A 20,367-nucleotide genomic window follows, 5' to 3' on the forward strand; every position below is an offset into this window, starting at 1 on the left:
CTTCTCGCAGGCGGGCCATGGGCGTCAGCCGACGCCCGGCCTTCCCTGCGCCCTCTGTCTCGAAGGGGGCGACCTCGATCAACAAACTCGGACGCCAGGCGCCGCGAGGGTGCGAAGCCATGCCAGAAGCTGTCCATTGGGATGGGCCCGTCGGAGGACGCCGACATGATGCGGTCGATGCGGTTCTGTCCAGTCCAGTGCCCGCGCCAGCGGCGGCCTCATGGTTCGAGGCGCGCCGCTGCGGGCGGCTGTCGCGGGGCGGGCTTCGGAGCCCGGCGCTCCTCACCATGAGGGTTCGGCACCGAGCGCGGCGTAACGCATCGCCCACGTGCAGCGTCCCCATGAAGAGGGGAGAGAGCCGAGCGCGGCGCCGCACATTGGCCGTGAACATGCCGGGAGACGCGTTCGTGGAAAGCGGCGCAATTCGGTCTCGTGCTCTTTCGTCCCGCACGTCCTCAACCCTCACCCTGAGGAGCCCGCCGGAGGCGGGCGTCTCGAAGGGCGAGGCCCCGTCGTGGCCTCATGGTTCGAGACGCGCCGCAAGGGCGGCGCTCCGCGCCATGAGGATCAAGCACCGAGGGTGGCGGGCGTGGCGCAATCCGGTCCCGTGGCGTCACAGAAGCTGGCAAAATCACCCGGCCATGGTTACATTGGCCCGGCGAGGCTGCGACGCGCGTCCGGAACCAACATATCCCCGGGGCCTTATCGATCCTTTAGGGAACTGTCCCTGGCCGGGTCCGTGGACCCGGACATATGGTGCCCACCTACTTTCGTAGGGAACTCCGGGATCGAGCGTTTCAACGGCGATTGCGGCTTCGCTCTTATCGTCCTGCCCATCCTCCTGCCCCTGCCTGTTCCCCATCGGTTGCCGACCTGCCGCGTTTCTGCAACGTTGACGTGCTCGCGCTCGCGCGCTCTGGAACGGAGGTCCCGTCGCATGCCGATGAAGGCCGCTCAGCACACCAAGCAGCAGCTCCGCGCCGCGGCGCTCGCGGCGCGCGACGCCCTCGGCGAGGACGACAGAGCCGCCGCCGCGCAGGCCATCGCGGCCCGCGGCCTGCCGTTCGCGCTGAAGCCGGGCCTGGTGGTCTCGGGCTATGCGCCGATCCGCAACGAGCTCGATCCGATGCCGCTGATGCGCGAATTGGCCGGGCAGGGCGCGCGTCTGGCGCTGCCGGTGGTGCTGGCGCGCGGCCATTCGCTGTCGTTCCGCGCCTATGCGCCCGGTGACCGGCTGATGCTCGGTGCGCTCGGGATTCCCGAGCCGTCGCCGGTGGCGGCCGAACTGGTGCCGGACATCATGCTGGTGCCGCTCGCGGCCTTCGACCGCAGCGGCCACCGCATCGGCTATGGCGGCGGCTACTACGACTACACCTTCTCGCACCTGCGCAAAACGCATCACGTCATCGGCATAGGCCTCGGCTTCGCCGTCCAGGAAACCGCGGAGGTCCCGGCCTTGGCCCACGACGCGGCGCTGGATTATGTGCTAACCGAGCGTGAGATCTTGGATTTCCGGAGCCATTGAGTTGCGAATTCTCTTCGTCGGCGACGTCGTCGGCCGGTCCGGCCGGACCGCCGTCACAGACCACCTTCCAGGCCTGATCCGCGACTGGCGGCTCGATCTCGTCATCGTCAATGGCGAGAACGCGGCCGGCGGCTTCGGCATCACCGAGGCGATCTATCAGGAGCTGGTCGACGCCGGCGCCGATGCCGTGACGCTCGGCAACCATTCCTGGGACCAGCGCGAGGCGCTGGTGTTCATCGAGCGCGCGCCGCGCCTGGTGCGGCCCGCGAACTATCCGCGCGGCACGCCCGGCCGCGGCGCCGCGCTGGTCGAGGCCAAGACGGGCGCGAGAGCGCTGGTGGTCAACGTGCTCGGTCGGGTGTTCATGACGCCGTTCGATGATCCGTTTGCCGCCATCGGCCGGGAGCTCGATGCCTGTCCGTTGCGCGAGGCGGCGGATGCCGTCGTGGTCGACGTGCATTGCGAGGCCTCCAGCGAGAAGCAGGGGCTCGGCTATTTCTGCGACGGCCGCGCCAGCCTGGTCGTCGGCACCCACACCCATGTGCCCACCGCCGATCACCAGATCCTGCCCGGCGGCACTGCCTACATGACCGATGCCGGGATGACCGGCGATTACGACTCGATCATCGGCATGCAGAAGGACGAGCCGCTGCGCCGCTTCCAGTCCGGCATCCCGTCGGCGCGCTTCGAGCCGGCGATGGGCGAGGCGACGCTGAGCGGGGTCGCGGTCGAGACCGACGACGCGACGGGGCTCGCGGAGCGGATCGCGCCGGTGCGCATCGGCGGCCGGCTGGCGCAGGCCAGGCCGGCATTCTGGGGGGCCTGAGCGGAGCGGGTCAGACCGTGATCCGGAAGCCCATCCGGAACGCGCCCCAATGCCGACCCTTGATGAAGATCGGCGCGGACAGGTCCTTCATCAGCACGAACTGCCCGCCGCCCATGTCGCGGCGGTAGGTCTGCAGCAGGAACGGCTTGTTGCTCGCGGCGGCTACCTTCTTCACCGCGCGGTCCTCGAACAGCCGGCGGTTGCGGCAGTTGGCGTTGTTCCAGACGGGGTCGGGACCCTGCGGCTTGCGGTAGTTGGGGTTGTGCGTCGGCAGGTAGCCGCCGCGGGCCCAGGCGACGCAGAACACGATGCGCGGATCGCTGCCCTGGATCGGGTCCTGAATGGGGGGCAGCACGCGGTCGGTGAACTCGACGTAGCGGGTGAGATATTGCTTCGGGTTGGTGCCGGGAATCTCGCGGTAGTTCTCGTCCATCAGATCGGCGAGGGCGATCTCGCCGCTGTCGATGCCGGCCTCGAAGGCCGCCGAGATCTGCCGGGCGGTCTCGACCACGCTGCGGATCAGCGGCGCATCGGCGGTTTCGACGCCGCTCTCGGCGATCATTCCGATCAACGCTTCGGAGTGATCGAGCAGCTTGGCGATGCGGCTGTCGGCCTGCTTGAGCTCGAGCGACGACTGGTCGACGCCCTTGGCGAGCTCGGCGAGCTCGCTGATGACGGCGTCGCAATGCGCGAGGTTGGAGGTGGCGGCCTTCGCCACGCCGTCGATCTCCTGGCCGACGCTGGTGAAACCGTCCTGCACGCGGACGATGATGCCGCCGATCTGCTGGGCGCCTTCGCCCGCGGTCTTGGCGCGCGAGGAGGCCTGGCCGCTCTCGCCGAGCAGGCTCTTCACCTGCGAATCCAGCCCGCGCAGGGTATCGCCGATCTGCTGCGTCGCCTGCCGCGTCGCCTCGGCGAGCGATTTCACCTCGCTCGCGACGACGGCGAAGCCCTTGCCGGCGCTGCCGGCGCGGGCGGCCTCGATGGTGGCGTTGAGCGCCAGCAGGTTGGTCTGCTTGGCGATCGCTTCGATCGCCACCGAGACCTTGGCGACCTGCGACAAGGCATCGCCGACCGAGCCGAGCCGCTGCTCGATCCGTTCGACCGAATCGACCAGCTCGGAAATGTGCCGCACCGCCGTCTCGACCACGTTGCGCGACTGCGCAATGTCGCCGACCGCGGCGGTCGTGGCCGATTGTACCGCCTGCGAGGCGGTGGCGATGTCGTGATTGGCCGCCACCATGGTCTTGGCGGTGGCCTGCAGGTGCCCGAACCGCTGCGACTGGTAGCTGACGCGGTTGGCGACCTCCTGCACGTTGCCGGCGACGTCGGCCAGCTCGACGCCGAGCCCGCCGATGCGGTCGGCGATCTCGTCGATCAGGCGTTCGGCGCCGGAGCGCGCATCATGACTTTCCAGAATGGCGCGTTGCGCGACCGACATGTTCAGGCTCCAGAGCTCGAAAAATTCAGCATCTCACCGCTCGGCTCACAGTTTGTAGGCGGTGCGGAAGCCGCCCCAGTGCCGGCCGCGGACGCGGATCGGCACGTCGATCTCGCGCATCATGACGGTGTTGCCGTTGCCCATGTCGCGCGCGTAGCTTTGGATCAGATAAGGCCGCTGGTTGCGGCCGGCCGCGAGTCCGGCCGGGTCGTTGAAGATGCGGCGGTTGCGGCTGTTGGCGGTGTTGAAGGCGACGTCGCCCGGCCGCTGCGGATGCGAGTAGATCTTGTTGTGGACCGGCAGATAGCCGTTGCGGTCGATCGCGACGCAGAACGCCATCCGCTGGTCCCTGGCCAGGAACGCCTCCTGGAAGGCGGGCAAAGCGCGCTCGGCCCAGTCGAGAATGCGGCTGCGATGCTGCTGCGGATTGGTACCGGGGATCTCGACATAGTCGGTGTCGAACATGTCCTCGAGCGTGATCTCGCCGCGGCTGACAGCGCTCTCGAAGATCCGGTTCAGCTCGGTCCCGGCCTCCATGGCGCGGGCGACGAACTCGTTGTTCTCCTCGTGGAGCGCCCAGAGCTTGTCCTCGATCTTCTCGCGCAGCTCGGCGCCCGGCGCATCGAACCGCGCCTGGGCGCCGGCCTTGACCTGCTCGGTCACCCGCAGCCGGCAGGGCCCGACATCTTCGAGCACGGCGTCGACGACCTCATTGGCGCCGAGGCGGCCGGCCTCGGGGCCTGTGATCAGCACGCCATCGTTGGAGATCTCGTAGACCGGTGCGGTGATCACGCGACCGCCCGACTTGATCTCGAGCTTGAGGTGGCACGGCAGGCGCTCGCTGCCGCTGCGCACCGCGCGATCGCCCTGGCGCAGCAGCACGGCGCACCGCGCCTTGAGCTTCTGGGCATACATCGTCACCGCGCGGCCGGCGCTGGTGACGCGCTCGCCATAGCTTTCGGCCTGCTGGGTGGCGCTGCCGATCTCGGCGGCGCTGTCGACCACGGACGAGATGAACTGCGAGGCCTGGGCTGCACTGCTCGACATCTCGCCGGTGGTCTGGTTCTGCGCGGCGACCGCGCCGTTGACGTTGGTGAAGACCGGGCGGATCGCCTCGATGGCTTGTGCGATACGGTGCACGGCGTCGGCCGAGCCGCCCGCATCCTTCTGCAGCGCCTCGATCTTGCGGGTGATCTCCTCGGTCGCGTGCTGCGTCTGCACCGCCAGCGCTTTGACCTCGGTCGCGACCACGGCGAAGCCGCGGCCGGCCTCGCCGGCGCGGGCGGCCTCGATGGTGGAATTCAGCGCAAGCAGGGTGGTCTGGCGCGCGATCTGCGAGATCAGGTTGACGACGTTGCCGATCGCCGCGGAGGATTCGCGCAGCCGGTCGACATTGTCGCGCGCCTCGCGGGCCGCCGCGCTGGCCTGGTCGGCAAGCTGGCCGGCATCCTGGACCTGGGCGCGGATGCCATGGGCGGACTGGGTGACCTTCTCGGCCGCCTGGGCGAAGGTCGCGGCGGTTCCTTGGGCGGTACTGCTGCGGCCGGACAGGGCGTCGGCGCGCTGGCGGATGTCGGTCAGCGTTCCCGCCGTGGCCTCGGCGCCGCTGGCGACCGCATTGGCGGCGCGCTCCAGCTGGCGGATCATGCCGCCGAGCTCGAGCTCCAGCAGGTCGAGGATCGCCCCGGCCGAATCGTCCGGCGCCGCCGGCGGCTCAGGGGCGGCGACAGGCTTCGGCTCGACCACCGGCTCGGGCGCGGGGGCACGTCTTGCAAGGAAACCAAACGCCATTGGGGAGGACCCCTGGTCGCGCGTGAAAAGCTGCAGAAGGCCGGCATCCTTGCACTTGACAGTGAACCCATGGTTAACATTTGGCTTATGGGACGAGGCGGTGCAGCGGTCCCCAGGGCTGCTCGCCCCCCTTGAAACCACCCCAAATCTTTGATTTTGACGATTCCCGGCCTATAAGGCCGCGCTTCCCGCAACTGACCTCCAGACGATTGCAAGAGACCTCGCATGGCCGGCCATTCCCAATTCAAGAACATCATGCATCGCAAGGGCCGGCAGGATGCGATGAAGTCCAAGCTGTTCGGCAAGCTGGCGCGCGAAATCACGGTCGCCGCCAAGCTCGGCACGCCGGACCCGGCGATGAACCCGCGCCTGCGCGCCGCCGTGGTCGCGGCCCGCGCCGAGAACATGCCGAAGGACAATATCGAGCGCGCCATCAAGAAGGCGCTCGGCGGCGAGGGCGAGAACTACGCCGAGATCCGTTACGAGGGTTATGGTCCGGGCGGCGTCGCCGTGATCGTCGAGGCGCTGACCGACAACCGCAACCGCGCCGCCTCCGACATCCGCTCCTTCTTCACCAAGTCGGGCGGGAATCTCGGCGAGACCGGCTCGGTGTCGTTCATGTTCGACCGTGTCGGCATCATCGAATTCGACCGCAGCGTCGCCTCGGATGACGCGGTGCTCGATGCCGCGATCGAGGCCGGCGCCGACGACGTGATCTCGGGCGAGGGCGGCCACGAGGTCTATGCCTCGCCGGACAGTTTTCACGAGGTCGCCAAGAACCTCGAGGCCAAGTTCGGCGAGCCGCGCAAGGCGGCGCTGACCTGGAAGCCGCAGAACACGGTGTCAGTCGACGACGAGACCGGCGAGAAGCTGGTCAAGCTGATGGATCTCCTGAACGAGCACGACGACGTCCAGAACGTCTATGCCAATTTCGAGATTTCCGATGCGCTGATGGCGAAGATGGGCGGTTGACGGACGGTAAACCACGCCCCCCCGGTCGTTCCGTTTATGTTTCCTCCGGGGCGGCGCGAGGCTATCCCTTACCCATGAAAGCCCAGCCGATTCGCTCAGCCATCCGCATCATCGGGATCGATCCCGGCCTCCGCCGCACCGGCTGGGGCGTGATCGAGAGCGAGGGCAACCGGCTGATCTATGTCGGCTGCGGCTCGGTCGAGCCCCCGGATGACCTGCCGCTGGCGAGCCGGCTGCTGGCGATCCACGAGGGGCTCGCCAAGGTCCTCAACGACTTCCAGCCGCTGGAGGCGGCGGTCGAGCAGACCTTCGTCAACAAGGACGGCGTTGCTACCCTGAAGCTCGGCCAGGCCCGCGGCATCGCCATGCTCGCGCCGGCGATGTTCGGAATTTCGGTCGCCGAATACGCCCCCAACCAGGTCAAGAAGACCGTCGTCGGGGCGGGTCACGCCGACAAGGGCCAGATCGCGGTCATGCTGAAGATCCTGCTGCCCAAGGCCGAGCCGCCCTCGGCCGACGCGGCCGACGCGCTGGCGATCGCCATCACCCACGCGCATCACCGCCAGGGCCAGGCGCTGCGCATGAAGGTGGCCGGCCTATGATCGGCAAGCTCAAGGGCCTGATCGATTCCTATGCCGAGGATTTCGTGATCCTCGACGTCGGCGGTGTCGGCTACCAGGTGCACTGCTCGGCACGCACCCTGCAGGCCTTGCCGTCGCCGGGTGAAGCCGCCACATTATCGATCGAGACCTATGTGCGCGAGGACCAGATCAAGCTGTTCGGTTTTCGCTCGGATGTCGAACGGGAATGGTTTCGTCTTTTGCAGACCGTGCAGGGCGTCGGCGCCAAGGTCGCCCTCGCCGTGCTCGGCACCTTGCCGCCGGCCGATCTCGCCAACGCCATCGCGCTGCGCGACAAGGCCGCGGTGGCGCGCACGCCGGGCGTCGGCCCGAAGGTCGCCGAGCGAATCGTCACCGAACTGAAGGACAAGGCGCCGGCCTTCGCCGATGTCGATCCGGGCGTGGTGCGCCTGTCGGGGGCGATCGAGGAGTCCCGTGCACCGCAGCCGATCGCGGATGCGATCTCCGCGCTTATCAATCTCGGCTATGGCCAGCCGCAGGCCGCCGCCGCGATCGCCGCAGCCTCGCGTGCCGCCGGCGACAAGGCCGAGACCGCTCAACTCATCCGCCTCGGCCTCAAGGAGCTGGCCAAATAGGTTGCCAATTAGGTCGCCGCACCGGGCGAGCAGAAGGACAACGATCTTCCCCATGGTGAGCAAGAAGGACAAGGAGCTGATCGAGGCGGCCACGTCGGCGGTGAAAAACCGCTACCGCAACGATTGGCAGGAGGTCGGTGCCGCCATGCGCACCCGCGACGGCCGCATCATCACCGGCGTCAACATCGACGCCTATCTCGGCCGCAACGCCGTCTGTGCCGAGGCGATCGCCATCGGCCGAGCCATCACGGAATTCGGCGACCACGGCATCGAGACCATCGTCGCGGTGCGGCATCCCAAACCCGGCGAACCGGGAGAAGTCGCCGTGGTCTCGCCTTGCGGCACCTGCCGCGAGCTGATTCATGACTACGATGCCAAGGCGCGCGTCATCGTGCCGTCGAACGGCAAGGCGCCCGAGGTTGTGACCATCGGCGAGCTGCTGCCGAACAAATACAAGCGCGGTAACGAATGAAGCCGCCGGCGCGCATGGTCAGCCCGGAGCGGCGCTCCGACGATGTCGGCGACACTGCGCTGCGGCCGCAGCAGCTGTCGGAGTTCGTCGGCCAGCAGCAGGCGCGCGCCAATCTGTCGATCTTCATCGAGGCGGCGCGCAAGCGCGGCGAGGCGCTCGATCACGTGCTGTTCGTCGGCCCGCCGGGCCTCGGCAAGACCACGCTGGCGCAGATCGTCGCGCGCGAGCTCGGTGTCGGTTTCCGCGCGACCTCTGGCCCGGTCATCGCCAAGGCCGGCGACCTCGCGGCGCTGCTGACCAATCTCGAAGAGCGCGACGTGCTGTTCATCGACGAAATCCATCGCCTCAGCCCGGCGGTCGAGGAAGTGCTCTATCCGGCGATGGAGGATTTCCAGCTCGACCTCATTATTGGCGAGGGACCTGCCGCACGCTCGGTGAAGATCGACCTGTCGAAATTCACGCTGGTGGGCGCCACGACGCGTGCGGGATTGCTGACCAATCCGCTGCGCGATCGCTTCGGCATTCCGATCCGGCTGAACTTCTACACCGTCGAGGAGCTCGAAGGCATCGTCACGCGCGGCGCCCGCGTGCTCGGCGTCGGCATGACCGCCGATGGTGCCAACGAGATCGCGCGCCGCGCCCGCGGCACGCCGCGCATCGCCGGCCGCTTGCTGCGCCGTGTCCGTGACTTCGCCTCGGCCGCCAACGCCAGCGCGATCGACCGCGCGATTGCCGATCACGCGCTCAGCGCACTGGAAGTGGATGCGGCTGGGCTCGACGCGATGGACCGGCGTTATCTCTCGACCATCGCGCTGAACTACGGCGGCGGGCCGGTCGGGGTCGAGACCATGGCCGCGGCGCTGTCGGAGCCGCGCGATGCGATCGAGGACATCATCGAGCCCTATCTCATTCAGTGCGGCTATCTGCAGCGCACGCCGCGCGGCCGTCTCCTGACCTCGCACGCGTTCAAGCATCTCGGCATGGCCGAGCCCTCAAACCGCGATCCCAGCCAGATCGGGCTGTTCGGCAATGACGACGATGTCTAGCGAAACTGCTGACAATCTGCACAGACGCACCCGAAATCGGTTGCAATGACCAGCGAGAAGGGAGCCGCTGCGAGGAGTTCGTCCATGCTGTCACGCCGTCGCTTTCTCTCATTCTCCGGCGGATTTGCCGCCACCGGTTTTTCCACCGCCACCTACGGCGTCGGCGTCGAGCCGCTCCGCCTGGAGGTCACCGACTACCACGTTCGTCCGCGCGGCTGGCCGGCCGGGCTGCAGTTGAAGATCGCGGCGATCGCCGACATCCATGCCTGCGATCCCTGGATGTCGCTCGCGCATATCGACGGCATCGTCCAGCGCACCAATGCGCTAGAGCCGGACCTGATCGTCCTGCTCGGCGACTACGTCGCCGGTCATCGTCATCACATCGGCCGCATCGACGCCTCGGAGTGGGCGCCGGTGCTCGGCGGCCTCAAGGCGCCGCTCGGCGTTCACGCCATTCTCGGCAATCATGATTATTGGGATGACCGGTCCGTGCAGCGCGACGGCCGGGGCGCTCCCTTTGCGCAGAAGGCGCTCGAGGCTGCCGGCATTCCGGTCTACGAGAACGATGTCGTCCGTCTCTCCAAGAACGGCCACGCCTTCTGGCTCGCGGGCCTCGGCGATCAACTGGCCTACATGCCGGCGCGTCGCTTCCGGCCGGTGCCGCGGATCGGCGTCGATGATCTCGCGGGTACGCTCCGCAAGGTGATGGACAGCGCGCCGGTGATCCTGCTCGCGCACGAGCCCGACGTGGCGCTCCGCGTACCCTCGCGGGTGGCACTGCAACTGTCCGGTCACACGCATGGCGGCCAGGTCCGGGTGCTCGGCTGGTCGCCGGCCGTGCCGACGCGCAACGGCGTCAATCTCGCCTATGGTCACATCCGCACGCAATGCGATGTGATCGTCTCCGGGGGCCTGGGCTGCAGCATCATGCCGGTGCGGATCGGCATGCCGCCGGAGATCGTGCAGGTCACCGTCGGTGGGGAATCGGCCGAAGTGACGTCTTGAGCTTGCGCTCGCGGTTCACTTGCGCCAAACGATCGCATTGCCTGCGATCGAGGATTTCCGGTGACCCAAAGACATCTCGACGGCGAGATCCGCGACGGCCGCCACCACATGCAGGTGCGCGTCTACTACGAGGACACGGATTTTTCAGGCATCGTCTACCACGCCAACTACCTCCGCTTCATGGAGCGCGGTCGCACCAACCACCTGCGGCTGATGGGGGCCGAGCAGCATGCGCTGTTTGCGGAGGCGGCGAGCGAGGCCCCGGGCTTCGCCTTCGTCGTCCGCTCGATGACCTTGGACTTCCTGCGGCCGGCGCGGATGGACGATGTGCTCGACGTCGTCACCTGGCCGATCGCGGTGAAGGGCGCGTCGATCACCTTGGCGCAGGAGGTGCGGCGCGGCGAGGAGGTGCTCGTCAAGGCCGACGTCCGCGTCGCCTTCATCAGCGGCGGCAAGGCGCAGCCGATTCCGAAGGCGCTGCGCGACCTGATGAAGGCCGACCTCGCATAGCGGATCAAGCCGGCGCGGCGGGCGAGGCCTCCGGCTTGGTGAGTAGCTCACCCTCGCGCCGCAGCCGTCCCGCATCGAGAAGGTCTTTGAGGCCACCCTACACGGCTTCCCGCAACTGGGCGCTCGTCGCCCCGAACCCGAACAGGCGGGCCACCGCCTGGATCAACTGGTCCTCCTCGGCGCCAAAATTCTGCTCGACGACCTGCAGGATGGCGGCCTTGATCTCCTCCGGCGGCAGCATCTCGGGCTTGCGCAGGGTCGTCGACTGCACGTCCTCGCGGTTTCGTACGACGATCGCTTGGCCCGGGATGTTGTAGAACGGACCTCCGGCGATCTGTCCTTTCGCCGCGGCCGCATTCAGCGCCGCCTTCACCGCATCGCGGATGCGGTTGCCGGCGCGGGCGAGGCCCCAGGCCGATCGAATCCGGACGATGATTTCGGATTCATGCACCGGTCCCTCCACGGCGACGATCTCGACGACGTGCCGCATCATGTTGGAGAGCGATGTCTCGTGCGGCTCGATCTCCCGGCGGACCCGCAGCTTCGCCTCTTCGTAAGGCACCACGGTCGGCGCCTGGGCGACGACCTCTGCAGGGCGCTCTTCGGCCGGCTCCGGCGCTTCGACGTCGGGCCCTGCTTGCGGCACCGGCTGCGCTTCGACGGCGCCCTCGTCGATCTCCCGCCAATGCGCCTTGGCGGCGTCGATGGCGCGCAGAACCTTGTCGGTTTCCTCCTTGGGCCGGAGAAACCAGTCGGTCGACCAGATCCGATGCAGCACCCAGCCATGCGCTTCGAGCACGTTCTGCCGCAGCCGATCGCGATCCCTGGCCGAGCGGGAGGCGTGATACTGCGCGCCATCGCATTCGATGCCGAGCAGGAAGCGGCCGGGCTTATCCGGATCGACGATCGCCAGATCGACAAAGAAACCGGCGGTGCCGATCTGCATCTTCACGTCATGGCCGATCGCCCGCAGCCTGGCGGCGACCTGCTCCTCGAACACCGAGTCGGGATCGCGGCCGGTCTCCTGGGCGATGCCGAGCTGGCCCGTCTGCGCGAAGTTCAGGAATGTCTTCAGCGCGGCGATGCCGCGGCCTTTCGCGCGCGACAGGTCGATGTCGTCGCCGGTGATGGAGGAAAACACCTCGCAGCGCAGCTTGGCGCGGGAGATCAGCACGTTGAGGCGGCGCTCGCCGCCATCGGAGTTCAGCGGACCGAAGCTCATCGAGACGAAGCCTTCCTTCGTCCGGCCATAGCCCATCGAGATGAAGATGACGTCGCGCTCGTCGCCCTGGATGTTCTCGAGATTCTTGACGAAGAACGGCTCGCTGGTGCCGCGTGAGAAGAACTCCTCGGTGCCGGGGCTTTCCTTCCGCAGGATTTCAAGCTGATCCTGAATGGCCTGGCGCTGCGCCACCGAGAAGGTCGCGACCCCCAAGCTTCGCTCCGGCATCTCTCGAGCGTGCCGCATCACCGCCTCGGCGACGATCCGAGCCTCCCTGGGATTCGTCCGGCTGCTGCCGCGCTCATAATGCGCATCGGGGTTGTAGTTGAACTTCAGCCCCATGCCCGCCACGGCGTCATAGGGGCTCGGCACGATGAACAGCCGGTTGTCGTAGAACTGCTTGTTCGACACGGCGATCAGCGACTGGTGCTTGCTGCGGTAGTGCCAGTTCAGCATCCGATGCGACAGGCCCTTGGCGAGGCAGAGGTCGAGAATGCTCTCGGCATCCTTCACCTGGAAGGTCGGCTGATCCTCATCCTCATTGTCCTCATCGTCGTTTCCAGTGAGCTTGGCGAAGAAGCGCGTCGGCGGCAGCTGGCGCTCGTCGCCGACCACGACCATCTGCCGGCAGCGCGCGACCGCGCCGAGCGCGTCGACCGGCTCGATCTGCGAGGCCTCGTCGACGACTAGCAGGTCGAAGGCGATCGCGCCGGGCTTGAGGAATTGGGCCACCGACAGCGGGCTCATCAGGAAGATCGGCTTGATCTGCTGAACGACCGGACCCGCGCGCTCCAGAAGCTGGCGGATCGGCAGGTGATTGCGCTTCTTGGCGAGCTCGCCATTGAGCACGCCGAGCGGGCCGATGCCGCCGGCATTGCGCGGCAGTGCCGCGGCATGCTCGTAGGCAATCTGGTCGCGCGCGAGCTGCATGCGCTCGACGTCGAGCTTGCGGAAGCCCTCGACCAGCCGGTCATGCGACTCGCCGTCGAAGCGCTTGAGCTGAGGATGCTGGGCGAAGATCACGCCGCGCATGGCGTCATAGTAGGAGGTGTCGAAGGTCTGTTCGAGCAAGTCGCCAGGCAGCGAGCCATCCAGTGCGCGGTCGACCAGCGCCGCGAGACCGTCGGCGCGCGCGAGGCGGACGCGCTCCATGAAGGCGATCCAGCGGGTGAGGCGCTCGGTGGAGGTCTGCCACTCCGACAGGGTCTGCGACAACGAGTCGAGGCGCACAGGATCGCTTTGATTCAGCGGGATGCGGCTGGGGTCCAGCTGCAGAAAATCGATCAGCCGCTGAAGGCCTGACCTCATGCGAACGAGATCGGCCTTGAAATCATCGATCGCTTGCCGGTCCTCGCTGGACAGCGTGAGCTGGGCCAGACGTTGGCGCGTCTCAGCATTGGCGAATAGTTTCGGGAACGCCGTCCACCAGGCCGCCAGCTTCGCGAGCGCATCCCAGTCGGATTGCTCCTTCTGCCAGGCCGTCCCGAAGGCCGCGCTGCCGGCGCTCGCCACATCGTCGAAGGATTTGCGCGCGGCCTGCGCGGCGATGAGGCCGTCGATCAGCAGAAGCCGCTGATCGAGCGCTTTCGGCATCGGCACCTTCAGGTACGAGGTCAGCAGCGCCATCTGCCCGCGATAGCGTGCGCTGAGCAGTCGAAACCACGAACCGCCTTTTTCTGCGATCACCCTGCGGCAATCGGCCATCGATGCATCCCAGGCGGAATCGACGAAAGCCTGCTCGAAGGCAGTCTTCAATTTGGCGTAGCGCAGGCCCTTGTCGACGACGTCGGCTATCTCGTGCGGCCGGCTCCAGATGGGATCTCGAAAGGCAGCTCTGTCGCAATCGGGCATGGCCGCCGCGGCTTCGGCGAACCCCAGCATGCCCGTGGCGTCGGCCAAGGTGGCCGGCGACGGCAGCCCGAACATCGTGCCGATGCGTGTACCCCCGGCGCCGACACGGTCGAGCAAGCTTGCGACATCCGCGAGCGACTTCCGCAGCTCAGCCATCTCGGCAGGGTCCAGCGCATCGCGGCCGACGCCGCGCCACGGGTGCAAATGCGGGGCTCCATCGGCCGCGATGCGTTCCGCCAGCTCTGCGATCAGCTCGCGCCGCCGCTCCAGGTCCAGCGGTGTCCAGGATGCAGCGCCTTGCAAGGGCAGCGCCGGCTGCGTGGAGGTTTCGCCGCAACGCACGAGATGGCCGAGCAGCCGGAACGGCGTGAGCTCGCTGGGCTGATGCGGCTGGTGCATCATGTCGGCGTGCTGGTTCAGGCCGTCGCGGCTGTCGGTCAGCCGCTGCACCAAGGTGGCCTCGCCACGCGGTGATGGAACGCTGGCGGATTTGCTGCGCTTCAGCTCTTCGAGCAGGATCCGCTTGTTCGCCTTGTTGGAGTGCAGCTCGAGCGCCAGGGACCCGAGCCCGACGGCTTTCAGTCGCCGGTGCACGACGTCCAGCGCCGCCATCTTCTCGGCCACGAACAGCACCGTCTTCCCTTCGGCCGCGGCCGCGGCGATGATGTTGGTGATCGTCTGCGACTTGCCGGTGCCCGGCGGTCCCTTGACGACGAGATCGCGGCCGCGGACGACTTCCTCGATCACGACAGCCTGCGACGAATCCGCATCGACGACGTGGTTCATCGCGATTGGCTGGATCACGGGATCGATCCTGCCATTGTCGGCCACGATCGGCTCTGACGCTTCGAAGCCGTTCTGCAGCAGCGCCGTGATCAACGGATGCCGGTCCAGCGCGCCGTCGGCCGGCCAGGTCTCCGGATCGAGGTCGCGATACATCAGGAATTTCGAGAAGGAGAAGAAGCCGAGGATGATGGCGTCCGTCCTGACCTCCCATCCCTTCTTGGCCGCGACGGTCTCGGCGATGCCCGCCAGATAGGCGGCGATATCGACATCGTCCTCGTCGCCGAAATCCTCGATTTTGAGTCCGAATTCCTCGTTCAGCTTGGCCTGGAGCGACAGGTTGGGCGAGGGCGGCTCAGCGCGGGACACGAGATGGAAGCGCTCGGCCGCGCTGCTGCGTTCGAGACGTACAGGCAGCAGGACGAGTGGTGCGAAGCGCTCGGTGTCCGACTTGTCGTCCTCGAACCATTTGAGCAGGCCAAAGGCGAGATAGAGGATGTTGACGCCCTGTTCCTCCTCCAGCGTGCGGGCGTCGTACCAGATGTCGAGCAGGCGCTTCTGCAGCGCCTCGGACGACAGGCGGGTCTGGAGGCGCGTATCGGCTGGCCGAGGCTGCGTCTCAGAGTCGTTGTCGGTCTGTCTTGTGCTCGAGGACGGCGCGCTCGGTGCTGGCAGCGGGAGGGGCGGAGCGATGTCCTCCGTCGCCGCAGGATTTTCCGGCTTCTCTGCAGGCGTCTCCGCCTTGGTCGGCAGAAACGTGAGACGCTTGCCTTCTCCGAGCAGCTCGAACAGCGTCGCCGAGCGTGCGCCGACGATGTCGATCGTGCGGGTGGTCTTGGTCTTGAGCGGGATGTGCACGAGCCGGTTGCGCGTGCCCAGATCGAGCAGCGCGCGCCGGTCCGCCAGCAATCGGTCTCGTACGGATATGCCTGCCACGTGCAATCCTCCTGCGATTCGAGGATTGCAACCCGGCGTGACCGCGGTCAAGCATCGCGGCTAGGCGGCTGCCTTGTGCCGCGCGAGTTCCGCCTTGTAGAGCTCGAACTCCTCGGCGATCGCCCGTGCGATCGACGGCCGTGCACGCAGACGCTCGTAGTAGGCTTTCACGGCGGGCCATTTGGCGAGCTCGATCGGCGGCGTGGCCATGGTCCAGTTGATCACGGTGACGAGATAGGCGTCGGCGACGGTGAAATGATCGAGCAGAAACTCGCGACCGCGCAGGTGGTTGTCGAGATGATCGAGGCGCGACAGGTTCTTCTTCAGGACATGGGCCTTCATCTCGTCGGGCGCGGTCCTGTCGAGGACCGGAATGAACAGGCCCTTGTGCAGCTCGGTGCCGATGAAGCAGAGCCATTGATGCAGCCGGCTGCGGTCCATGCCAGAGCCGGTGCCGAGCTTCGCGTCGGGAAAGCGGTCCGCGACATATTGAAGAATGGCGGCGTTCTCGGTGAGCAGGTCGCCGTCATCGGTGCGCAGCGTCGGGACGAGGCCGAGCGGGTTCACAGCGCGGAAGTCCGAGCCATCGTGCATCACGATCTTGGTCTTCGGATCAACCTCGAGATAATTCGCTGCGGCGCCGGCTTCGTAGATCGCGATGCGGGTGGCGAGAGAGCAGGCGAGCGGTGAGAAATAAAGGTCCATGGACGTCTCCCTGGGCTCCGGACCGGAGCGTTCATTGATTTTTATACTGTTCCGCATAATATGCGATGGGTCAAGGAATTTAGTGCGAAATGGTACAAAAAAAGAAAGGGCCGCCGCAAGGCGACTCTCCCCCGGAAAAGCCTGCAGCACCGGCGGAGCCGAAGCGGCGCGGGCGGCCGCGGGCCTATGAGCCGGACGTCGCGCTCGGCAAGGCGCTCGATCTGTTCCGGACGACGGGCTTTTCTGCCACCTCGCTCGACGACCTCAGCGCGGCCACCGGGATGAACCGGCCGAGCCTCTATGGTGCGTTCGGCGACAAGCGCGAGCTCTACATCAAGAGCTATCAGCGCTACCGCGACAACGCGCGCGCCTTGATGGGCGAGGTCTTCCGCAACGATGGGCCCGTGCGCCGTCAGCTGGAGCAGATCTTTGCCTCCGCACTCGATATCTATCTCTCCGGCGAGGAAGGTCCGCGCGGCTGTTTCACGGTGATGACGGCGGGCTCGGAGGCGGTGGCCGATCCCGACATCCGCGCGATGGTGCAGAATGCGCTGACGGAGCTCGACAAGGCGTTTGCGCATTGCTTCCGGCGCGCCAAGGAGAAGGGCGAACTGCCCGAAGGCGCCGATCCGGCCGTGCTGGCGCAAATGGCGTCGGCGACGATCCACTCGATCGCGGTGCGCGCCCGCGCGCGGGTGCCGCGCGAGGCGCTGGAGGCGATTGTCGCGGGCGCGATCGATGTCATGCTGGGCGGCAACTAGCGTCTCAGTATCCTCTCACGCGATCGACCGTGTTGCGCAGTGCGCCGCCGGCCTCGAACGTCACGATCTGCTCGGCGACATAGCGCGAGATCGCATCGGCGTCGGTGTCGGCGGCGTTGTGCGGCGTCAGCACGACCTTCGGATGCGTCCAGAACGGACTGTCGGCCGGCAGCGGCTCCTGGCCGAACACGTCGAGCGAGACAGCGCCGAGCGTGCCGTCGTCGAGACAGGCGAGGATGTCGGCCTCGTTCTGCAAGCCGCCGCGGCCGGCGTTGATCATGATGGGCGCGCCGAGCGGCGACGAGCGCCGCAACCCCGTGAACATCTTGCGGTCGAGAAGGCCGCGCGTGTCGGGCGTCAGCGGCAGCAGCGACACCAGGATATCGGTCCGCGCCAGGAACGCATCGAGCTGTGCCGCGCCATGGTAGGTCTCGATGCGCTTCTCGTTGCCTTGGACCTGCTTGTTGCTGCGGCTCCATCCTGCGACCTGGAAGCCGATGCGCTTGAGCACCTCGGCCGCATCGATCCCCAGCGTGCCCAATCCGAGGATGCCGACATTGATCGCCGCCGCCGGCCATTGGTACTTCGGCGCCCAGCGCTTCACCCGCTGCGACTCGCGCAGATACAGCTCCTGCCGATGGTGCATCAGCACGTGCAGCACGACCCATTCCGTCATCCGCTGCGTGAGATCGTCGACGGCGACCCGGACCAGCGGCACGCTGGGCAGGGTCTTGTCGGCCATCAGCGCGTCGACGCCGGCGCCGAGATTGAAGATCACGCGCAGGTTCGGGAAGCCGGCGAGCTCGCCGGGGACCGGCTTCCATACTGCCGCGTAGTGGACGCTGGCCGGATCGAGCCCGGCATCGGGCAACAGCACCACCGGGCGGTCGGCGCAGACATCGTCGAAACGCGCCTTCCAGCGCTGCGGCGACCAGTTATCGGTGCCGCCATGGATCAGGAGCGCCAGCGCGCCTTTGGTCATTGCAGGGTCCTCTGTGCTTGCGTGATCTGTCCCACATACCAGATCGGGCGGACGGGCCAATCTCCGGGCATCAAACACGGAGACATCGTCATGCGCAAAATTCTTCTCGCCGCGGCTCTCGTCGTCGCATCCGCCTCGGCCCAGGCCCAGACCATCGATGTCGGCTCGATCCTGTCGGCCAACGGCATTTCCATCGGCAAGGGCGGCGGACAGCCGCAGGCCGGTCAGCAGGCTGGCGGGGCCGGCATGGCGCAGGGCGCCGGCCAGCAGGCGGGCCAGAGCGCCGCCGGTCAGGGGCAAGGCCAAGGGCAAGGTCAGGCGCAAGGTTCCGGGCAGGGCCAGTCGCAGCGGCAGGCGGGCCGGTCGAAGCAGCCGCGCGAGAGCGCGCAGGAGACGCGGGCGCGCAACATCGCCGCCAAGTACGGCATCTCCTGGTAGGTCGGTCGTTCCTGCCGGCGGAACCCGCGAAAATTCTTCGCGGGCCTGTCGGCTCCGGGCATACTCCGCCGTCTTGGAGACGAACGGAGATGCCGGCCGATGCTGTATGCGCTGCTTTGCTATCACGATGAGGATGTCGTCTGCGCCTGGAGCAAGGACCAGGATGCGGCGGTCATGGCCAAGCTCGCGGTCATCCAGGAGCGGCTCGCCAAGCAGGGACGGCTCGGCCCGGTGGCGCGGCTGCTGCCCACGACGGCGGCGACGACGTTGCGCAAGGAGGATCCGCCGCTGGTGCTCGACGGTCCCTATGCCGAGACCAAGGAGCAGCTGCTCGGCTTCTACATCGTCGACTGCGCCAATCTCGACGAGGCGCTCGCGGTGGCCCGCGAGCTCGGCGAGGCCAATCCCGGCGGCTCCTACGAGATCCGCCCGGTCGGCACCTTCCGGCCGGGGGGAGCGCTGGCATGAGCGACGCGGCCTGGATCGATGCGACCCTGACATCAGCACGCCCCCAGGCCGTCGGCGCCTTGCTGCGCTATTTCCGCGACCTCGATACGGCGGAGGAGGCGTTCCAGAACGCCTGCCTGCGCGCGCTGAAGAGCTGGCCGCAGAACGGGCCGCCGCGCGATCCCGCGGCGTGGCTGATCATGGTCGGCCGCAATGCCGCGATCGACGATGTCAGGCGCAGCCGGCGCGAGCAGCCGCTGCCGGAGGATGAAGCGATCTCCGATCTCGGCGATGCCGAGAGCGCCGTCGTCGACCGGCTGGACGGCTCGCATTATCGCGACGATATCCTGCGGCTGCTGTTCATCTGCTGCCACAAGGAGCTGCCGGCGACGCAACAGATCGCGCTGGCGCTGCGCGTGGTGTCCGGCCTGACGGTCAAGCAGATTGCCCGCGCCTTCCTGGTCAGCGAGGCGGCGATGGAGCAGCGCATCACCCGCGCCAAGGCGCGCGTCGCGCAGGCGAACGTGCCGTTCGAGACGCCGGGCGCGGTCGAGCGTGCCGAGCGCCTGACGGCCGTCGCCGCCATGATCTATCTGATCTTCAACGAGGGCTATTCGTCGAGCGGCGAGACCGCCGCGCTGCGCCAGAAGCTGTCGGAGGAGGCGATCCGGCTGGCGCGGCTGCTGCTGCGGCTGTTTCCAGGCGAGCCGGAGATCATGGGCCTGACGGCGCTGCTGCTGTTGCAGCACGCGCGCAGCGCGGCCCGCTTCGACGCCGAGGGCCTGCCGATCCTGCTGGAGGATCAGGACCGCACGCTGTGGAATCAGCCGATGATCGCCGAGGGCCTGGCGCTGATCGACAAGGCGATGCGGCACCGGCGCAGCGGGCCGTACCAGATCCAGGCGGCGGTCGCGGCGCTGCATGCGCGTGCGGCCCGGCCCGAGGATACCGACTGGACCCAGATCGACCTGCTCTATGGCGCGCTCGAGGTGGTGCAGCCCTCGCCGGTGGTGACGCTCAACCGTGCGGTTGCGGTGTCCAAGGTGCGCGGCGCCGAGGCGGCGCTCGATCTGATCGCCCCGCTCGAGGGACGCCTTGCCAACTACTTCTATTTCTTCGGCGTGCGCGGCGCGCTGCTGATGCAGCTCGGGCGCAACGACGAGGCGCGGACGGCGTTCGACCGCGCCATCGCGCTGGCGCACAGCTCGGCCGAGGCGGCCCATATCCGCATGCAGCTCGACCGGCTGATGCGCGACAGTGCAAACGCGACGACCCAATCCGGTCGATGAGGTCAGGCTGAGGATCGACCCAAAATTTTGTGCAGCCCTGTCGGCGGCGCCAGACGTCCGGCGTCCTTGGAGCAGCATCATGGGGAGGAGTTCGGGATGTCGATGATCAGCTTGGACCAGCCGCTCTCGCGCGCCGAATTGTGGGGCGG

Annotated in this window: 18 protein-coding genes and 1 other RNA gene; 14 read left to right on the forward strand and 5 right to left on the reverse strand. The window is 67.4% G+C overall.

Features of this window, described 5'->3' with window-relative positions; genetic code table 11:
- The first annotated feature begins 658 nt into the window (after nt 1–658).
- The 3 genes from ssrS to BRAS3809_RS08500 all read left to right on the forward strand — a co-directional run bounded on the left by ssrS (nt 659) and on the right by BRAS3809_RS08500 (nt 2,351).
- Nucleotides 659–820: non-coding RNA, 6S RNA (ssrS, locus tag BRAS3809_RS34490), on the forward strand.
- 123 nt (nt 821–943) lie between these two features.
- Nucleotides 944–1,525 carry a 5-formyltetrahydrofolate cyclo-ligase gene (locus BRAS3809_RS08495; protein WP_008961678.1) on the forward strand — a complete coding sequence of 194 codons (582 nt, stop codon included), beginning with the start codon at nt 944–946 and terminating at the stop codon, nt 1,523–1,525.
- A gap of 1 nt (nt 1,526) precedes the next feature.
- Nucleotides 1,527–2,351 (forward strand): TIGR00282 family metallophosphoesterase, encoded by an 825-nt coding sequence (locus BRAS3809_RS08500; RefSeq protein ID WP_008961679.1) that lies wholly within the window; start codon nt 1,527–1,529, stop codon nt 2,349–2,351.
- Between the two features lie 10 nt (nt 2,352–2,361).
- Here BRAS3809_RS08500 and BRAS3809_RS08505 read toward each other — a convergent pair whose 3' ends face one another.
- Together BRAS3809_RS08505 and BRAS3809_RS08510 are read right to left on the reverse strand one after the other, a co-directional pair.
- A complete protein-coding gene (locus BRAS3809_RS08505; RefSeq protein WP_008961680.1) occupies nt 2,362–3,792 on the reverse strand; it encodes a methyl-accepting chemotaxis protein in 1,431 nt (476 codons plus the stop codon).
- A 45-nt stretch (nt 3,793–3,837) separates the two neighbouring features.
- Nucleotides 3,838–5,583 carry a methyl-accepting chemotaxis protein gene (locus tag BRAS3809_RS08510; RefSeq protein ID WP_035655778.1) on the reverse strand — a complete coding sequence of 582 codons (1,746 nt, stop codon included), beginning with the start codon at nt 5,581–5,583 and terminating at the stop codon, nt 3,838–3,840.
- Between the two features lie 225 nt (nt 5,584–5,808).
- Here BRAS3809_RS08510 and BRAS3809_RS08515 point away from each other — a divergent pair, with 225 nt between their 5' ends.
- From BRAS3809_RS08515 to ybgC, 7 genes are all read left to right on the forward strand, one after another.
- Entirely contained in the window at nt 5,809–6,555 is a 747-nt protein-coding gene (locus tag BRAS3809_RS08515; RefSeq protein WP_008961682.1) for a YebC/PmpR family DNA-binding transcriptional regulator, read from the forward strand.
- Between the two features lie 74 nt (nt 6,556–6,629).
- Nucleotides 6,630–7,157 carry a crossover junction endodeoxyribonuclease RuvC gene (gene ruvC, locus BRAS3809_RS08520; RefSeq protein WP_008961683.1) on the forward strand — a complete coding sequence of 176 codons (528 nt, stop codon included), beginning with the start codon at nt 6,630–6,632 and terminating at the stop codon, nt 7,155–7,157.
- Complete coding sequence (ruvA, locus tag BRAS3809_RS08525; protein WP_008961684.1) at nt 7,154–7,771, forward strand: Holliday junction branch migration protein RuvA; 618 nt, start codon at nt 7,154–7,156, stop codon at nt 7,769–7,771. Before ruvC ends, ruvA begins: the two co-directional genes overlap by 4 nt.
- 52 nt (nt 7,772–7,823) lie before the next feature.
- Nucleotides 7,824–8,243, forward strand: coding sequence for a cytidine deaminase (locus BRAS3809_RS08530; protein WP_035655780.1), 420 nt, complete (start codon nt 7,824–7,826; stop codon nt 8,241–8,243).
- Nucleotides 8,240–9,289 carry a Holliday junction branch migration DNA helicase RuvB gene (gene ruvB, locus BRAS3809_RS08535; RefSeq protein ID WP_008961686.1) on the forward strand — a complete coding sequence of 350 codons (1,050 nt, stop codon included), beginning with the start codon at nt 8,240–8,242 and terminating at the stop codon, nt 9,287–9,289. Before BRAS3809_RS08530 ends, ruvB begins: the two co-directional genes overlap by 4 nt.
- 84 nt (nt 9,290–9,373) lie before the next feature.
- Nucleotides 9,374–10,294 (forward strand): metallophosphoesterase, encoded by a 921-nt coding sequence (locus BRAS3809_RS08540; RefSeq protein WP_008961687.1) that lies wholly within the window; start codon nt 9,374–9,376, stop codon nt 10,292–10,294.
- 60 nt (nt 10,295–10,354) lie between these two features.
- Nucleotides 10,355–10,804: a tol-pal system-associated acyl-CoA thioesterase gene (gene ybgC / locus BRAS3809_RS08545; protein ID WP_008961688.1), complete on the forward strand. Its 450-nt coding sequence runs from the start codon at nt 10,355–10,357 to the stop codon at nt 10,802–10,804.
- 97 nt (nt 10,805–10,901) lie between these two features.
- Here the strand turns inward: ybgC and proA are convergent, their stop codons facing one another.
- Together proA and BRAS3809_RS08555 are read right to left on the reverse strand one after the other, a co-directional pair.
- On the reverse strand, nt 10,902–15,596 hold the full coding sequence (gene proA / locus BRAS3809_RS08550; protein ID WP_240535627.1) for an anti-phage protein ProA: 4,695 nt from the start codon (nt 15,594–15,596) through the stop codon (nt 10,902–10,904).
- Between the two features lie 60 nt (nt 15,597–15,656).
- Entirely contained in the window at nt 15,657–16,301 is a 645-nt protein-coding gene (locus BRAS3809_RS08555; protein WP_008961690.1) for a glutathione binding-like protein, read from the reverse strand.
- An 89-nt stretch (nt 16,302–16,390) separates the two neighbouring features.
- Between BRAS3809_RS08555 and BRAS3809_RS08560 the strand changes: the two genes are divergently transcribed.
- Nucleotides 16,391–17,062 (forward strand): TetR/AcrR family transcriptional regulator, encoded by a 672-nt coding sequence (locus tag BRAS3809_RS08560; RefSeq protein ID WP_008961691.1) that lies wholly within the window; start codon nt 16,391–16,393, stop codon nt 17,060–17,062.
- 4 nt (nt 17,063–17,066) lie between these two features.
- Here BRAS3809_RS08560 and BRAS3809_RS08565 read toward each other — a convergent pair whose 3' ends face one another.
- Nucleotides 17,067–18,044, reverse strand: a complete 978-nt coding sequence (locus BRAS3809_RS08565) for a 2-hydroxyacid dehydrogenase (protein WP_008961692.1) — start codon at nt 18,042–18,044, stop codon at nt 17,067–17,069.
- A gap of 90 nt (nt 18,045–18,134) precedes the next feature.
- Between BRAS3809_RS08565 and BRAS3809_RS08570 the strand changes: the two genes are divergently transcribed.
- The 3 genes from BRAS3809_RS08570 to BRAS3809_RS08580 all read left to right on the forward strand — a co-directional run bounded on the left by BRAS3809_RS08570 (nt 18,135) and on the right by BRAS3809_RS08580 (nt 20,218).
- Nucleotides 18,135–18,482: a hypothetical protein gene (locus BRAS3809_RS08570; protein ID WP_008961693.1), complete on the forward strand. Its 348-nt coding sequence runs from the start codon at nt 18,135–18,137 to the stop codon at nt 18,480–18,482.
- A 99-nt stretch (nt 18,483–18,581) separates the two neighbouring features.
- The gene (locus BRAS3809_RS08575; protein WP_008961694.1) at nt 18,582–18,950 is read left to right on the forward strand and encodes a YciI family protein; all 369 of its coding nucleotides are present in this window, start codon (nt 18,582–18,584) and stop codon (nt 18,948–18,950) included.
- On the forward strand, nt 18,947–20,218 hold the full coding sequence (locus tag BRAS3809_RS08580) for an RNA polymerase sigma factor (protein ID WP_008961695.1): 1,272 nt from the start codon (nt 18,947–18,949) through the stop codon (nt 20,216–20,218). Before BRAS3809_RS08575 ends, BRAS3809_RS08580 begins: the two co-directional genes overlap by 4 nt.
- Nucleotides 20,219–20,367: the final 149 nt, after the last annotated feature.

The organism is Bradyrhizobium sp. STM 3809, assembly GCF_000239795.1.
Classification (GTDB): domain Bacteria; phylum Pseudomonadota; class Alphaproteobacteria; order Rhizobiales; family Xanthobacteraceae; genus Bradyrhizobium.

Coding starts and splice junctions, on each gene's coding strand:
- BRAS3809_RS08555 (WP_008961690.1), bottom strand. CDS start 16,301: ATGGACCTTTATTTCTCACCGCTCGCCTGCTCTCTCGCCACCCGCATC.
- BRAS3809_RS08510 (WP_035655778.1), bottom strand. CDS start 5,583: ATGGCGTTTGGTTTCCTTGCAAGACGTGCCCCCGCGCCCGAGCCGGTG.
- BRAS3809_RS08495 (WP_008961678.1), top strand. CDS start 944: ATGAAGGCCGCTCAGCACACCAAGCAGCAGCTCCGCGCCGCGGCGCTC.
- BRAS3809_RS08515 (WP_008961682.1), top strand. CDS start 5,809: ATGGCCGGCCATTCCCAATTCAAGAACATCATGCATCGCAAGGGCCGG.
- ruvB (WP_008961686.1), top strand. CDS start 8,240: ATGAAGCCGCCGGCGCGCATGGTCAGCCCGGAGCGGCGCTCCGACGAT.
- BRAS3809_RS08575 (WP_008961694.1), top strand. CDS start 18,582: ATGCTGTATGCGCTGCTTTGCTATCACGATGAGGATGTCGTCTGCGCC.
- BRAS3809_RS08505 (WP_008961680.1), bottom strand. CDS start 3,792: ATGTCGGTCGCGCAACGCGCCATTCTGGAAAGTCATGATGCGCGCTCC.
- BRAS3809_RS08560 (WP_008961691.1), top strand. CDS start 16,391: ATGGTACAAAAAAAGAAAGGGCCGCCGCAAGGCGACTCTCCCCCGGAA.
- ruvC (WP_008961683.1), top strand. CDS start 6,630: ATGAAAGCCCAGCCGATTCGCTCAGCCATCCGCATCATCGGGATCGAT.
- BRAS3809_RS08570 (WP_008961693.1), top strand. CDS start 18,135: ATGCGCAAAATTCTTCTCGCCGCGGCTCTCGTCGTCGCATCCGCCTCG.
- ruvA (WP_008961684.1), top strand. CDS start 7,154: ATGATCGGCAAGCTCAAGGGCCTGATCGATTCCTATGCCGAGGATTTC.
- BRAS3809_RS08565 (WP_008961692.1), bottom strand. CDS start 18,044: ATGACCAAAGGCGCGCTGGCGCTCCTGATCCATGGCGGCACCGATAAC.
- BRAS3809_RS08530 (WP_035655780.1), top strand. CDS start 7,824: ATGGTGAGCAAGAAGGACAAGGAGCTGATCGAGGCGGCCACGTCGGCG.
- BRAS3809_RS08580 (WP_008961695.1), top strand. CDS start 18,947: ATGAGCGACGCGGCCTGGATCGATGCGACCCTGACATCAGCACGCCCC.
- BRAS3809_RS08540 (WP_008961687.1), top strand. CDS start 9,374: ATGCTGTCACGCCGTCGCTTTCTCTCATTCTCCGGCGGATTTGCCGCC.